Source organism: Thermus brockianus, assembly GCF_001880325.1.
In the GTDB taxonomy this organism is placed as follows: domain Bacteria; phylum Deinococcota; class Deinococci; order Deinococcales; family Thermaceae; genus Thermus; species Thermus brockianus.
In genome coordinates, this window is sequence record NZ_CP016312.1 from 957,942 (window position 1) to 971,829 (window position 13,888).

12 protein-coding genes are annotated in these 13,888 nt (G+C 65.9%); 10 read left to right on the top strand and 2 right to left on the bottom strand.

Annotation, left to right across the window (positions count from 1 at the left end; translation table 11 throughout):
• The first annotated feature begins 3 nt into the window (after positions 1 to 3).
• From A0O31_RS05030 to A0O31_RS05065, 8 genes are all read left to right on the top strand, one after another.
• Positions 4 to 615 carry an XTP/dITP diphosphatase gene (locus A0O31_RS05030; RefSeq protein WP_071676929.1) on the top strand — a complete coding sequence of 204 codons (612 nt, stop codon included), beginning with the start codon at positions 4 to 6 and terminating at the stop codon, positions 613 to 615.
• On the top strand, positions 612 to 1,643 hold the full coding sequence (locus A0O31_RS05035; RefSeq protein ID WP_071676930.1) for a hypothetical protein: 1,032 nt from the start codon (positions 612 to 614) through the stop codon (positions 1,641 to 1,643). Before A0O31_RS05030 ends, A0O31_RS05035 begins: the two co-directional genes overlap by 4 nt.
• 96 nt (positions 1,644 to 1,739) lie before the next feature.
• The gene (locus tag A0O31_RS05040) at positions 1,740 to 2,936 is read left to right on the top strand and encodes a sugar ABC transporter substrate-binding protein (protein WP_071676931.1); all 1,197 of its coding nucleotides are present in this window, start codon (positions 1,740 to 1,742) and stop codon (positions 2,934 to 2,936) included.
• A gap of 59 nt (positions 2,937 to 2,995) precedes the next feature.
• Entirely contained in the window at positions 2,996 to 4,324 is a 1,329-nt protein-coding gene (locus A0O31_RS05045) for an ABC transporter permease subunit (RefSeq protein WP_071676932.1), read from the top strand.
• Positions 4,325 to 5,644: a sugar ABC transporter permease gene (locus A0O31_RS05050; RefSeq protein WP_071676933.1), complete on the top strand. Its 1,320-nt coding sequence runs from the start codon at positions 4,325 to 4,327 to the stop codon at positions 5,642 to 5,644.
• Positions 5,641 to 7,353 carry a glycoside hydrolase family 13 protein gene (locus A0O31_RS05055; RefSeq protein ID WP_071676934.1) on the top strand — a complete coding sequence of 571 codons (1,713 nt, stop codon included), beginning with the start codon at positions 5,641 to 5,643 and terminating at the stop codon, positions 7,351 to 7,353. The genes A0O31_RS05050 and A0O31_RS05055 overlap by 4 nt, the downstream gene beginning before the upstream one ends.
• 5 nt (positions 7,354 to 7,358) lie before the next feature.
• Entirely contained in the window at positions 7,359 to 7,598 is a 240-nt protein-coding gene (locus A0O31_RS05060; RefSeq protein WP_071676935.1) for a hypothetical protein, read from the top strand.
• 29 nt (positions 7,599 to 7,627) lie between these two features.
• On the top strand, positions 7,628 to 9,862 hold the full coding sequence (locus A0O31_RS05065; protein WP_071676936.1) for an endonuclease MutS2: 2,235 nt from the start codon (positions 7,628 to 7,630) through the stop codon (positions 9,860 to 9,862).
• On the opposite strand, the gene A0O31_RS05070 is transcribed toward A0O31_RS05065, so the two are convergent.
• Entirely contained in the window at positions 9,851 to 10,258 is a 408-nt protein-coding gene (locus tag A0O31_RS05070; protein ID WP_071676937.1) for an acyl-CoA thioesterase, read from the bottom strand. The genes A0O31_RS05065 and A0O31_RS05070 overlap by 12 nt on opposite strands.
• A gap of 737 nt (positions 10,259 to 10,995) precedes the next feature.
• Between A0O31_RS05070 and A0O31_RS05075 the strand changes: the two genes are divergently transcribed.
• Together A0O31_RS05075 and A0O31_RS05080 are read left to right on the top strand one after the other, a co-directional pair.
• Complete coding sequence (locus tag A0O31_RS05075; protein ID WP_071676938.1) at positions 10,996 to 12,687, top strand: M3 family oligoendopeptidase; 1,692 nt, start codon at positions 10,996 to 10,998, stop codon at positions 12,685 to 12,687.
• Positions 12,688 to 12,722: 35 nt separating this feature from the next.
• On the top strand, positions 12,723 to 13,175 hold the full coding sequence (locus tag A0O31_RS05080) for an arsenate reductase ArsC (RefSeq protein WP_071676939.1): 453 nt from the start codon (positions 12,723 to 12,725) through the stop codon (positions 13,173 to 13,175).
• On the opposite strand, the gene ubiE is transcribed toward A0O31_RS05080, so the two are convergent.
• On the bottom strand, positions 13,172 to 13,876 hold the full coding sequence (gene ubiE, locus A0O31_RS05085) for a bifunctional demethylmenaquinone methyltransferase/2-methoxy-6-polyprenyl-1,4-benzoquinol methylase UbiE (protein ID WP_071676940.1): 705 nt from the start codon (positions 13,874 to 13,876) through the stop codon (positions 13,172 to 13,174). The two genes, A0O31_RS05080 and ubiE, sit on opposite strands and share 4 nt — an antisense overlap.
• Positions 13,877 to 13,888 lie beyond the last annotated feature (12 nt).

Below are 13,888 nucleotides of genomic sequence, written 5' to 3' on the forward strand. Positions count from 1 at the left end.
AGGATGCGCCTCGTCCTCGCCACGTCCAACCCCGGCAAGGTGCGGGAGCTTAAGGAGGGGCTCGCCCCCCTGGGCTGGACCCTCCTTTCCCTGGCCGACTTCCCCTTGCGCATGCCCAAGGAGGAGGGGGCCACCTTCCTGGACAACGCCCTCCTCAAGGCCGCCCACGTGGCCAAGGCCACGGGGCTTCCCGCCTTGGCGGACGATTCGGGCCTCGAGGTCTACGCCCTGGGAGGGGAACCGGGGGTCTACTCCGCCCGCTACGGGGGTAAGGCAACCGACCGGGAACGGAACGTCTACCTCCTGGAAAGGATGCGCCACCTGAAGGGGGAGGAGCGCAAGGCCCGCTTCGTGGCCGTCCTGGTCCTGGCCTACCCCGACGGGCACGCCGAGGCCTACGAGGGGAGCGTGGAGGGGTACATCCTGGAAGCCCCTAGGGGGGAGAAGGGCTTTGGCTACGACCCCCTCTTCTACGTCCCCGAGGCGGGAAAGACCTTCGCCGAGATGGACCTGGAGGAAAAGGCCCGCTACTCCCACCGGGGCAAGGCGCTTAAAGCCCTGCTGGAAGCGTACAAGGAGGGGCCACCCCCGCGGGAAGTTTCCAAGTTGGAATGAATCTTCTTTCCCCCCACATCGCCCTCTACCGCCTCTTTGACCTGGCGGACGAGATAGACCTCTCCCGGCTCTCCACCCCCCGGCTCCGCCTCTCCCGGGCCCGGCTAGGGGCGGTGCGCTTCCAAAACCCCCCGGCGGAGGTGGAGCTGGGCGCGCGGAGCGTGGAGGGGCTTTCCGGCCTCCTCACGGCCCGGCTTTACGAGTTCGGGGTGGTTTCCCTTTCCTTCCGCATCCACCTGGGGGAGAGGGTGCCCTGGGAGGTGTTTTTGGATAAGGGGCTAAACATCCCCGAGCTGCCCTTCTGGGAGGGTTTTTTCCTGGCGGAGCTCGCGGCGCTTGAGCCCTACCTGCAAGGGGCCCTCCTCCGCCCCGAGGAGAAGCGGCTTTCCGAGGAGTTCGCCGTCTACCATGCCCTGGGCCTCGAGGGGGCCAAGGCCCACGAACCGCCCGTGGACCTCACCCCTTTGTGGATGGGTACCCAGGAGGAGTTCGCCCCCGAGGTGCGCCGGGAGATGGAGCGCTACCGCTACAGCTACTCCACGGAGGACCTGGCCCTCTTGGGCTTTGACCGGGTGCTCATCCTGGACTCGGAAGGCATCTGGGACGTGGCGGACCTGGTGGAGTTCGTTCACGCCCAGCTTCTGGAACTCTCCTACTACGACCGGGTGCTCACCGAGGAGCTGGAAGCGGTGCCCGAGGTGCTCAAGCACCGGGGGCTATGGGGCTACGGGAAGCTCCAGCGCCTTAGCCGGCGCCTCATGGCCCGCCATGCGGAGATCGCCGACGTGCGGGCGCGCATGGAAGGGGCGCTCCGCATCACGGAGGACCTCTTCTACGCCAAGATTTACCGCGCCGCTTTGGAGCTCTACGGGGCCCACGAGCTGGAAAGGAGCGTGGAGGAAAAGCTTAGGGTCCTCGAGGCCACCTACGCCATGGTGACGGAGGAGGTGGCCCACCTGCGCACCCAGGCGGTGGAGGTGGCCATCCTGGCCCTCATCGCCTTTGAGGTGCTCAGGGCCCTGCACTAGGGACTTGTGCCCTTCCCCCAAAGGGATATACTTGGGGCGCAGGGCGCGGATAAAACCTTTAAGCGGAAACGCTACCACGCGCCCGGAGGTGGGCTTATGAGAAAGCTCCTGGCGGTTTTGGCCCTCGGGCTCTCCCTGGCCTTGGCCCAGGGAAAGATCACGGTCTGGACCCACTTTGGCGGCCCTGAGCTGGAATGGCTCAAGGCCCAAGCCCAGGCCTTTGAGAAGACCTCCGGCACCAAGGTGGAGGTGGTGGAGGTCCCCTTCGGGGACATCAAGCAGAAGTTCATCCTGGGTGCCCCCCAAGGGCAAGCGGCGGACCTGGTGGTCTCTATCCCCCATGACTGGCTTGGGGAGATGGCCCAGGCGGGGGTGCTGGAGCCCATGGGCAAGTACGTGACCCAAACCTACCTGGCTGACCTGCAGCCTGTGGCGGTGGAAGCCTTCACCTTTGGGGGCAGGCTCATGGGCCTGCCCGCCTTCGCCGAGAGCGTGGCCCTCATCTACAACAAGAAGTACGTGAAGGAAGCCCCCAAGACCTGGGAAGAGTTTCTGAGCCTGGCGCAAAGGCTCACCACCGGCTCCACCTTCGGCTTCCTCTACAACATCGGGGACCCCTACTTCAACTTTGGCTTCTTCAAGGCCTTTGGGGCGGACAACGCCTTCGGCAAGGACGCCAAGGGCAACCTGGACCCGTCTAGGCTCCTCCTGGGGGGTGAGGTAGGGGAGAAGGCCCTCCAATTCATCAAGGACCTCCGCTTCCGCTACAACCTGGTGCCCGAAGGGGTGGACTACGGCGTGGCCGATGGGGCCTTCAAGGACGGGGCCTTGGCCATGATCATCAACGGGCCTTGGGCGCTTGGGGACTACAAGAAGGCCAAGATTGACTTCGGCATCGCCCCCTTCCCCACGCCGCCCGGGGCCAAGAACCCCTGGGGGCCCTTCCTTGGGGTCCAGGGCGTGGTGGTGAACGCCTACTCCAAGAACAAGACCGCCGCCGTCAACTTCGCCAAAACCCTGATCACCGGCAAGAACCTGGTTTCCTTCAACCAGGCGGGCGGGCGCATCCCCGTGTCCAAGAGCGCCGCCAAGACCCTGGAGAAAGACCCGGTGGTGGCCGGCTTCTCCAGGGTCTTCGCCCTGGGCACCCCCATGCCCAACATCCCCGAGATGGGCAAGGTCTGGGGCCCCTGGGGGAACGCCATCAGCCTGGCCATCCAGCGGCCCGACTCCAACGTGAAGAAGATCGTGGAGGACATGGTGGCCGAGATCAAGAAGGCCATCGGTAGGTAAGGACCCATGCCCGCCCCCCACGGGACCATCCTCCCCTGTGGGGGGGGTACCTTTTAGCCATGAAACACCCACCGGGTCTAAAAGGCTTCCTCTGGGCCCTGGGGCTCCTTTTGGGCCTTCTCCTCCTGGCCACGGGAGTCGGGATTCTAGGGTACTTCGCCCTCGAGGCCTACCTGGCCCCCCCAGGCTGGACCATCCTGGTCCTCGCCCTCCTGGTCCTCCTGCCCGGGGCCGTGGCCTTGGGACGGCTATTCCCCTGGCTTTCGGACTGGTATTACTTCCTGCCCGCCCTCTCCTTCCTTTTGGTCTTTACCCTCTACCCCATCGGCCTCACCGTCTACCTGGCCTTCACGGACTACTCGGGGCAGAAAAACGGCTTCCCCGACCGCTCCACGGAAACCCGGGTGCTGGAGCAGGAAGGCAAGAGGCTCGTCCTGGAAGAACCCGTGGCCGAGGCCCTGCGCTGCGACCCCTGCCAGGGCGAATCCGTGGAGGTCTACGCCGAGGGGCACCGGGGGCGGGCGCGGATCCTGGAGGCGGAGGGGAACACCCTGGTCCTGGACCGCACCCCTCCCTTCCGGGCGGAGTTCGTGGCCAAGGTGAACGCCTTCCGTTTCGTGGGCCTTAAGAACTTCGCCTTCATCTTTTCCCAGGCAAGCCAAGCCCTCCTGCCCGTTTTTGTGTGGAACGTGATTTTCGCCGGGAGCACCGTGCTTTTGAACGCCCTTCTCGGCCTCATCCTGGGCCTCATCCTGAACAACAAGGCCCTCAAGCTCCGCAACTTCTACCGTACGGTGCTCATCGTTTCCTGGGCCCTGCCTGGCGTCATCACCGTGCAGGTCTGGGTAGCCCTTTTGAACTACAACTTCGGGGCCATCAACCGGCTTCTGGGGGTCCTGGGCGTCTACCCCATCCCCTGGCTCAACGACCCGGACTGGGCCAAGGTGGCCATCCTCCTGGTAAACCTTTGGCTGGGCTTCCCCTACATGATGACCGCCACCTTGGGCGCCCTCTCCACCATCCCCGACGAGCTCTACGAGGCGGCCAAGGTGGACGGGGCCACCCCCTGGCAGGCCCTTTGGGGCATCACCCTTCCCCTCTTGGAAAAACCCATGGTGCCCATTTTGCTCTCCTCCTTCGCCTTCAACTTCAACAACTTCTACATCATCTACCTCCTCACGGGCGGCGGCCCCGCCCAGGAAGGGAGGCTGGCCACGGCCCAGGCCACGGACATCCTCATCTCCTGGGCCTACAAAACGGCCTTTAGCGCCGAAGGGCAGTCGGCCTACGGCCTGGGGGCGGCCATCAGCCTCCTCATCTTCGCCATCACCGTGGCCATCAGCCTGGTGAACTTCCGCCTCACGGGGGCCTTGAGGGAGGTGCGGTAGATGCGGCGGCTTCTCGGGTTTCTCCTCACCGGCCTAGCCCTGTACGGGGTCTACTGGTTTGCGGCCCACCGCCTCTTTGACGAAGGGTCTTACCGAAAGCAGGTGGCCTTTGGCAGCGTCTTCGTGCCCTACGGCTTTGCCTACGCCCTTTTGGGGCTTTTGGGCCTCGTGGTTTTGGTCCTCCTCTATAGCCTCCTCTACACCGCCCTCGCCAACCGCCTGCAGGGGCGAAAGCGGAGCCCCTGGCCCCTCTTTTGGCAAGGGGTTACCCACCTCTTCCTCTGGGTCCTCATCCTCCTCGTCTACTACCCCGTGGTCCAGGTGGTGGCGGCGAGCTTTGACCCCACCAACAACCTCTTTAGCTTCCGCAAGCCGAACACGGGCTTTCTCCTCCTGGACGCCAAGGTGATCCCCTACCTGCCCGAGCCCTCCTGGGAAAACTACGCCGCCTTGGTCCGGGGCGTGGTCCTTTACCCCTACCAGGTGGGGCTTCTCCTCCTGGCGGGGCTTTCCCTTCTCGGGGTAGCCCTCATTGGCCTCCTCCGCCGCCTCCTACCGGAAGCGGAGTGGATGGATTTCTGGCAAAGCCGGCTTCTCCTCGCCTTGGCCCTTTTCGTCTTCCTCCTTGCCCTTTTCCTTTCCCCCAAGCAGTTCACCGGGCAGGGGACGGAAACCAAGTTCCTCCTTTGGGTGCGGAACACCTTCCTCATCTCCGGGCTCACGGGGCTTTTGGCGATCCTCCTCACCGCCACCGCCGGCTACGCCTTCGCCCGCTTCCGCCACCTGCCCGGGCGCTACCCCCTGCTCCTCTTCTTCATCTTCGTGCAGATGTTCCCGGGGTTCTTGGCCCTGGTGGCCATCTACTACCTGCTCTCCCGGTTGGACCTCCTGAACACCTTCACCGGCCTCGTCCTGGCCTATTCCGGGGGGATTATCAGCTTCGGCACCTGGGTGTACAAGGGGTACCTGGAGAGCATCAGCCCAAGCCTCGAGGAGGCGGCCATGGTGGACGGGGCCACGCGGTGGCAGGTCTTCACGAAGATCCTCCTCCCCCTTTCCGCCCCCATGTTCGTCTTCATCTTCCTCCTCCAGTTCGTGGGCACCTACTCGGAGTTCGTCCTGGCCAACCTGGTCCTCACGGGGGTGGAGAGCTGGAACGTGGGCGTGGGGCTTAGGAGCTTCACCACGGGGCAGTTCCAGACCAAATGGGGCATCTTCGCCGCGGCGAGCGTTTTGGGCTCCTTGCCCATCCTCTTCCTCTTCTACGGCTTCCAGCAGTACTTCGTATCCGGCTACACGGCGGGGGCGGTGAAGGAATGACCCATCACGACCTGGAACACGTCCACCCTCCCTTCCCGGACCTGGGGGAAGAGGTGGAGCTTTTCCTGGAAACCCCGGCGAGGGAAGGGCTTCTCGTTTACGAGAAGGACGGGGAGCTTCACGAAAAGCCCCTGACGCCTTGGGAAGGGGGCCTGAAAGCCAGGGTCTTCGTTCACACAAGCCCTTTTCGCTACTGTTTCCGCCTGCCCGAGGGGTACCTGGGAAGCCACGGCCTGGAAAAAAACCTCCCCCGATACGACCGCTTCTTCCACCTCCTGGCGGGGTCCCCGCCCCCCAGCTGGGCCCTGGGAGCGGTTTTCTACCAAATCTTCCCCGACCGTTTCCGCCAGGGCCGGCCGGAGTTGGCCCCTAGGGAAGGGGCCTGGCTTTACGGGGGGAAGCCCATCCGGAAGAAGGCCTGGCACGAGCCCCCAGGGGAAGAGGGCGCCTTGGAGTTCTACGGGGGAGACCTGTTTGGGGTCTTGGAGGCCCTCCCCTACCTAGAGGCGCTCGGCGTGGAGGTCCTCTACCTCACCCCCATCTTCCGAAGCCCCAGCAGCCACCGCTACGATACCGAGGACTACCTGGAGGTGGACCCCCACCTGGGTGGGGAAGAGGCCTTGCGGGCCCTCTACCAAGCCTTAGAGGCCCGGGGGATGCGCCTGGTGCTGGATGGGGTCTACAACCACGTGGGGGCCACCCACCCCTGGTTCCAAAAGGCCTGGGCAAACCCCGAGGCCCCGGAGCGGGGCATGTTCACCTTCTACCCCGACGGCACCTACGCCAGCTTCTTTGGCCTCGGCCACATGCCCAAACTGGACTACGCCTCCCCCCTCACCCAGGAGCGCTTTGTCCATAGCCCCAAAGCCCCCATCCGCCACTGGCTCCGCCTCGCCCACGGCTGGCGGCTGGACGTGGCCCACGCCATCGGGGAAGGGGGCACCAACCGCAAGAACGCCCATTGGCTAAGGGCCTTGGCCCGGGCAGCCAAGGAGGAGAGGGAGGACGCCTTGGTCCTTGGGGAGCTTTCCTACGACGCCACCCCCACCCTCAGGGCCCACACCCTGGACGGGGCCATGCACTACGCCGGCTTCGCCCACCCGGTGATGGAGTGGCTTTCGGGGCGGGACGTGCACGGCCGGGCGGTGGCGTTGGAAGCGGAGGAGACCCTGGAAACCCTCCTGGACCACTACCAGGCCCTACCCCTCCAGGTGCGCCACGCCATGTACACCTTCGTCTCCTCCCACGACATCCCCCGGGCCCTTTGGCGGCTTCGGGGAGACGTGGAGCGCTTTAAGCTGGCCTACGCCCTCCTCTTCGCCTTCCCGGGAAGCCCCGCCATCTACTACGGGGACGAGGTGGGGCTTTCCCAAGCCAACCCCTACGGCCTCTGGCGGGGCGACCCCTACTGCCGCGCCCCCTTCCCTTGGGACGAGAAGCTTTGGAACCGGGAGATCCACGCCTTCCTGAAACGGCTCGTCGCCCTCAAGAAGCGCCATCCCGCCCTGCGCCGGGGAAGCCTCCTGCCCCTTCCCGCCTCCAAGGGAACCTTGGCCTTCCGGAGGCGGTATGGGGGAGAGGAGGTCTGGGCCTTTTTCTCCCCAGAAGGGGCCCGGCTTGCCCTGCCCCGGGGGGTGGACCTCCTCACGGGAAACGAGGTGGAGGGGGAAGTGGAGGCCTCCTACCTCCTCTTCCAGCCCTTACAATGAGGGGGATGGCGAAGATGCCCAAGCCCCGCCTAAGGCCCCGGAAGCGCCCTGGAAAGGCGTCCCTGGGGATAGAGGTGTGGGAGCGCTGGCAAAGGCTTTCCCCCGAGGAGCGGAAGCGGGTAGCGGAGGGCGTTTTTTTCCTCCTTTCCCTCCTTCCCCTAGGCCGGGCAGGGGCCTGGCTCAAGGTGTTGGCCGGCCCTGGGGGGCAGGTGGCCTACACCCTCTTCCGCCTCCTTAAGCGCTAGCCCACCCTCTTTAGGTATACTTTTCCTTTGTGCGGGACGTCCTCGAGGTCCTGGAGTTCCCCAGGGTGCGGGCCCTCCTGGCGGAAAGGGCCAAAACCCCCCTGGGAAGGGAGCGCGCCCTAGCCCTCGCCCCCCTTTCCCGGGAGGAGGCGGAACGCCGCCACCAGCTCACCCAGGAGGCGCAAAGTTACCCCTATGCGCTCCCAGAGGCGGGGGCGCTCCGGGAGGCTTACCAAAAGGCCCTTTCCGGGGGGAGGCTTTCGGGGCCCGAGCTCCTGCGGGCCGCCCAGGCCCTGGAAGGGGCCATGGCCCTAAAAAGGGAGCTCTTGCCCCTAGAGAACGCCCTGAGCCAGGTGGCGGCGGCCATCGGCGACCACACCCCCTTCCTGGAACGGGTGAAAAGGGCCCTGGACGAGGAAGGCGCCGTGAAGGACGAGGCGAGCCCCCACCTCCTCCAGATCCGCCGGGAGCTCAGGCCCCTCCGCCAGGAGATCCTGGACCGCCTCTACGCCCTCATGGACCGCCACCGGGAGGCCTTCCAGGACCGCTTCGTCACCCTGCGCCGGGACCGGTACTGCGTGCCGGTGAAGGCGGGCTTCGCCCAGAAGGTGCCCGGCATCCTCCTGGACGAGTCCGAGTCCGGGGCCACCCTCTTCCTAGAGCCCCTTTCCGTGGTAAAGCTGAATAACCGCCTCCAGGCGTTAAGGCTCAAGGAGGAAGAGGAGGTAAACCGCATCCTGCGGGAGCTTTCCGAGCGCCTGGCGGGGGATGAGGGGGTGCCGGGAACCCTGGAGGCCCTGGCCCTTTTGGACCTCGTCCAGGCCCAGGCCGCCCTGGCCAAGGACCTGGGCCTCGTCCGCCCCCGGTTCGGCGAGCGCTACGAGCTCGGGGAGGCCTTCCACCCCCTCATCCCGAACCCGGTGAAAAACTCCTTTGCCCTGGACGAGAGGACCCGCCTCATCCTCATCTCCGGGCCCAACATGGGGGGGAAGACCGCCCTCCTCAAAACCCTGGGCCTGGCGGTCCTCATGGCCCAGGCGGGGCTTTTCGTGGGGGCCAAGAAGGCCCTCCTCGCCTGGCCGGACCGGGTTTTCGCCGATATTGGGGACGAGCAGTCCCTGCAGGAAAGCCTCTCCACCTTCGCCGGGCACCTCAAGCGGCTCAAGGAGATGCTGGAGGAGGCCACGCCCCAAAGCCTCGTCCTCATAGACGAGCTGGGGAGCGGCACCGACCCCGAGGAGGGGGCGGCCCTTTCCCAGGCCATCCTCGAGGCCCTTCTGGAGCGGGGGGTCAAGGGGATGGTCACCACCCACCTCTCCCCCCTCAAGGCCTTCGCCCAGGGGCGGGAGGGCATCCAGAACGCCTCCATGCGCTTTGACCTCGAGGCCCTCCGCCCCACCTACGAGCTCGTCCTGGGGGTGCCGGGGCGGAGCTACGCCCTGGCCATCGCCCGGAGGCTTTCCCTGCCCGAGGCGGTGCTCCGGCGGGCCGAGGCCATCCTCCCCGAGGGGGGAAGGCTGGAGGCCCTTCTTGAGAGGCTGGAAGAGGAAAGGCTGCGACTGGAGGAGGAAAAACGCCGCCTAGAGGAAACGCTTGCCCGGGCCGAAGCCCTACGGCGGGAGCTGGAAAGGCGGGAAGCCGACTACCAAAAGGAGCGGGAGGCGCGCCTGGAGGCCCTGGAGGCCGAGGTGCGGGAAAGGCTTCTTGCGGTGGAGGCGGAGCTCAAGGCCATCCGGGAAAAGGCGAGGACCGAGAGCAAGCGGGACGCCCTTCGGGAACTCATGGAGCTCAGGGCCCGCTACGCCAAGAAGCCCCCCGCTCCCCCGCCCCCACCGGGGCTTGCCCCCGGGGTTTTGGTGGAGGTGCCCGCCTTAGGCAAGCGGGGCCGGGTGGTGGAGGTGCGGGGCGAGGAGGCCTTGGTCCAGGTGGGACCCATCAAGATGAGCCTAAAGGCCAAGGAGCTTAAGGCAGTGCCCGAAGGGGAAGCCCCCAAGCCCCTCCTCGCCAAGCCCAAGCGGGAGGTCAAGGAGGTGGACTTGCGGGGCCTCACCGTGGAGGAGGCCCTCCTCGAGGTGGACCAGGCCCTGGAGGAGGCCAAGGCCCTGGGGCTTTCCACGGTGCGCCTCCTCCACGGCAAGGGCACGGGGGCCTTGCGCCAGGCCATCCGCGAGGCCCTAAGGCGGGACAAGCGGGTGGAAAGCTTCGCCGACGCTCCCCCCCACGAGGGAGGGCACGGGGTGACGGTGGCGGTGCTACGGGGCTAAGGGGCGGCCCTCGAGGGCCTCAATCCTCCGGCGCACCTCCTCGGGTAGGGGGGCTGGCCTCCCGCCCTCCAGCCAGACCAAAACCCCCACCCCTTGGGCGGCGGGCACCCCGTTGGTGGTGATCAGGTGCTCCATGCGCAGGCTAGAGCGGCCCATCCCCACCGCCCGCACCCCCACCAGGACCTCGTCCTCCAGGAAGATGGGCTTCAGGTAGTCCACCTCCATGCGGGCCACCACGAAGTGCCCCTCCTGGAGCCAGTCGGGGGAGATCCTCTGGAAATAGCGGATGCGGGCGAGCTCCATGTAGGAGAGAAAAACGGCGTTGTTCACGTGGCCCAAGGGGTCCAGATCGCGGAAACGGACGTCCACCCGCACGACAACCGGGAAGCCTTCCATGACCTCAGTCTATACCATAGGACCATTCAAGCTTCCCAAAAGGATTTATGGCAAAATGCAACCGAGGTTTTTTGAACCCCAAGAAAGGAGCTATCGGTATGAAACGGGTAGCGTATGCTCTTCTGTCCGGCTTTGCCCTCCTCTTGGCTGCCTGTGGGGCACAGATGGAAGGCGGGGCAAACGGAGGTTCCACACCAAACGTGGCGGGCACGTGGGAAGGGACCTTTACCGTGGCGCCAACGCCAGAAACGGATCTGTTTTGCATACAGTTTACCCAAAACGGGAACCTTATCCGGGGCCTCCTGCATCTAGAAGGGGGGTACCAAGTAGAGGTGACCGGGTTGCTAAACGGCAACCAGTTCTCCTCCACCGTGAATTTGCCGGGAGGAATCATGCGGGTCACAGGCACCTTTAACCAGGGGAGTGCCAGGGGGGCTTACACCGTCACCTCCCATCAAGGCCAACGCTTTGAAGGAACGTGGACTGCGCAAAAAGTCAACAGACAGACTTGCCTGTACTGACGTTCCGCTAGGTTGGCTGTGCGTGGGCCTCCGGAGGGCGTATCCGGAGGCCTATTTTTTGAAGCCGCGAACAATCCTTGAGGCGCCATCTAACCGGACAGCCCCCCTGCAGCCTTTCCGCCCACGCCCAGGAAACACATGGCCTTCCCGGTGAACCAGGGGAAGGACCTTGGCCATGCACAGGGCGCTGACCCACGGGTCAGGTATAGTAGGGGCATGACCGAGACCACCTGGGACCTAACCCCCCTCTTCCCCGGCCTGGAAAGCCCCGAGTTCCGGCGGGCCTGGGAAGGGGTGAAGGGGCGCATCGGACGCCTTAAGGGACTCCTGGAAGGGGAAGCCCCCCTGGCCGAGGTCCTGGCCGCTTTGGACGCCCTCCAGGAGGAGGCCACCCCCCTTTGGGCCTACCTCTACGCCCGCTTCACCGCCAACACCCAGGATGAGGCCGCCTTGGCCAAGCTCTCCGAGCTGGAGATGCTCTTTTTGGACTTCCAGCGCCTAAGGCCCCGGCTCACCCGCTACCTGGCCCTTCAGGAGCCTGAGGAGGCCGGGCCTTACCGGATCTTGGTCGTGGAGGCCAAGGAGGAAGCCCTCCACATGATGCCGGAGGGGGAAGAGGTCCTGGCCGCCGAGCTCAGCCTCTCGGGGAGGCAGGCCTGGAGCAAGCTCCACGAGAGCCTCACGAGCCAGATCGCCGCAAGGGTGGACGGGGAGGAGCTTCCCATCACCAAGGTGCGCAACCTCTACTTCCACCCCGAGGAGGCGGTGCGCAAGAAGGCCTACGAGGCGGAGCTTAAGGCCTGGGAAGCCCACGAGGTGCCCCTGGCCTACGCCCTAAACGGCGTCAAAGGGGAGGCCTCTGTGCTCCACCGCCGCCGCGGGTACAAGGACGACCTCGAGCCCTCCCTCCTCCGCAACCGCATCCGCCGCAAAACCCTCTTGGCCCTGCAGGAGGCGGTGCGGGAAGCCCTACCCCTTTTCCGCCGCTACTTCCACCTGAAGGCCAAGGCCTTGGGCAAGGAGCGCCTGGACTGGTGGGACCTCTTCGCCCCCATCGGCCAGGGGAGGCGCTGGACCCTGGAGGAGGCCCGGCGCTTTATCCGGGAAAAGCTGGCCGCCTTCGTCCCGGGCGCCGCCCAGGTGGCGGAGGCCGCCTTCGCCGAGCGCTGGATGGACCTCCTCCCCCGCAAGGGGAAGGTGGGCGGGGCCTACTGCATGCCCAGAGGGGGCGGCAAGAGCCTCATCCTCGCCAACTACGAGGAGAGCTTTGAGTCGGTCTCCACCTTGGCCCACGAGCTCGGCCACGCCTACCACAACTTCGCCCTGGCCCAAGCCCCCGCCGCCTTGCGGGAGGTGCCCATGACCCTGGCGGAAACCGCCAGCATCATGAACGAGACCCTGGTGGTGGAGGCGGCCCTGAAGGAGGCTTCCCCCGAAGAGGGCCTCCTCATCCTGGACGCCTACCTGCAAGGGGCGGCCCAGGTGGTGGTGGACATCCATAGCCGCTTCCTCTTTGAGTCCTGGGTCTTCCAGAAGCGCAAGGAGCGGGAGCTTTCCCCAAGGGAATTCAAGGAACTCATGCTCAAGGCCCAGGAGGAGGCCTACGGGGAAGCCCTCGCCACCCGCCACCCCTACATGTGGGCGGTGAAGGGGCACTACTACGGGGCCGACTTCTACAACTACCCCTACACCTTCGGCCTCCTTTTTGGCCTCGCCGTCTATGAGGCGGCCAAGGAGGACCCTGGCTTCGCCGAGGGCTACGAAAGGCTTCTCGCCGAGTCGGGGATGCACTTCGCCGAGGAGCTTGGCCGCCGCTTCGGCTTTGACCTGGAAAGCCCTGCCTTCTGGCGCAAGGGCCTCAAGGTCTTGGCGGACAAGGTGGAGGCGTTGGAGGAGCGGCTTTCCTGACCCACTTCTGACCCGGGTGGGGTAGCCTTGAAAGGATGCGGGTCCTGGTGCTTTGCACCCACAACTCCGCCCGGAGCCAGATGGCGGAGGCATGGCTACGCCACCACGCCCGGGAGCTAGGGGTGGACCTCGAGGTCCACTCCGCCGGCACGGAGAAGGCCTTCGTGAAGGAGGAGGCCAAACGGGTCATGGCGGAGGTGGGGCTGGACCTTTCCGGGCACCGTTCCAAGACCCTTTGGGAGGTGCCGGACCCCTGGAACTTCGGCCTGGTCCTCACCGTGTGCGACCAGGCCCAGGAGGCCTGCCCCGCCTACCCCGTCCAGACGATAAGGCGCCACGTGGCCTTTCCAGACCCCACGGGAAAACCCCTGGAGGCCTGGCGGGAGGTGCGGGACGCCCTGGGGAGGATGGCCCGCTTCCTGGTGGCCAGGCTCAAGGAGGGAGAAATCCCGAGCGACGAGGAGCTAAGACGGGCGGCGGGGCTTTAGGGCTTATCCCCCACGTGGATGGCCGCCACCCCGAAGGTGAGGCGCTCGTAGCGCACCCTAAACCCCGCCTCCTCCATCAGCGCCTTTAGGGCCTCCGGGGGCGGGAAGGCCTCCACGCTTTCCGGAAGGTAGCGGTAGGCCCCAAAGTGCCCCGAGATGAGCCCCCCCAGGAAGGGAAGGACCCTCTGGAAGTAAAGGCGGTAGACGAGGCCAAAGGCCCCCTTGGGGGGCGGGGGGAACTCCAAGAGGACAAGCCTTCCCCCCGGGGCCAGGACCCGGTAAAGCTCGGCGAGGGCCTTCCTGTAGTCGGCGAAGTTGCGGAAGCCGAAGGCGATGGTGACGGCGTCAAAAAGGCCTTCGGGGAAGGGAAGCGCCAGGGCGTCCGCCTCGAGGAAGGGGACCTCGAGGCCCCGCCCTTGCGCCTTCTTCCGGGCAATCTCCAACATGGGAGGGGCAAAGTCCGCCCCCACCACCTCCGCCCCAGGGGCTTGGGCCTTCAAGAGGAGGGCCAGGTCCCCCGTACCCGTGGCCAGGTCCAGGATGCGCCGGGGACGCTTTTCCAAGGCCAAGGCCACGGCCCGCCTCCGCCAGCGCACATCCGCCCCAAAGGAGAGGATGCGGTTTAGGAGGTCATAGCGGGGGGCGATCTCCGAAAACATCCGCCGCACCTGCTGGGCTTTCTCCTCGGGCAAGGCCGCCACGAGGGGAGTCTA

Coding starts and splice junctions, on each gene's coding strand:
- A0O31_RS05060 (WP_071676935.1), top strand. CDS start 7,359: ATGGCGAAGATGCCCAAGCCCCGCCTAAGGCCCCGGAAGCGCCCTGGA.
- A0O31_RS05045 (WP_071676932.1), top strand. CDS start 2,996: ATGAAACACCCACCGGGTCTAAAAGGCTTCCTCTGGGCCCTGGGGCTC.
- A0O31_RS05070 (WP_071676937.1), bottom strand. CDS start 10,258: ATGGAAGGCTTCCCGGTTGTCGTGCGGGTGGACGTCCGTTTCCGCGAT.
- A0O31_RS05075 (WP_071676938.1), top strand. CDS start 10,996: ATGACCGAGACCACCTGGGACCTAACCCCCCTCTTCCCCGGCCTGGAA.
- A0O31_RS05055 (WP_071676934.1), top strand. CDS start 5,641: ATGACCCATCACGACCTGGAACACGTCCACCCTCCCTTCCCGGACCTG.
- A0O31_RS05030 (WP_071676929.1), top strand. CDS start 4: ATGCGCCTCGTCCTCGCCACGTCCAACCCCGGCAAGGTGCGGGAGCTT.
- A0O31_RS05080 (WP_071676939.1), top strand. CDS start 12,723: ATGCGGGTCCTGGTGCTTTGCACCCACAACTCCGCCCGGAGCCAGATG.
- A0O31_RS05050 (WP_071676933.1), top strand. CDS start 4,325: ATGCGGCGGCTTCTCGGGTTTCTCCTCACCGGCCTAGCCCTGTACGGG.
- A0O31_RS05040 (WP_071676931.1), top strand. CDS start 1,740: ATGAGAAAGCTCCTGGCGGTTTTGGCCCTCGGGCTCTCCCTGGCCTTG.
- A0O31_RS05035 (WP_071676930.1), top strand. CDS start 612: ATGAATCTTCTTTCCCCCCACATCGCCCTCTACCGCCTCTTTGACCTG.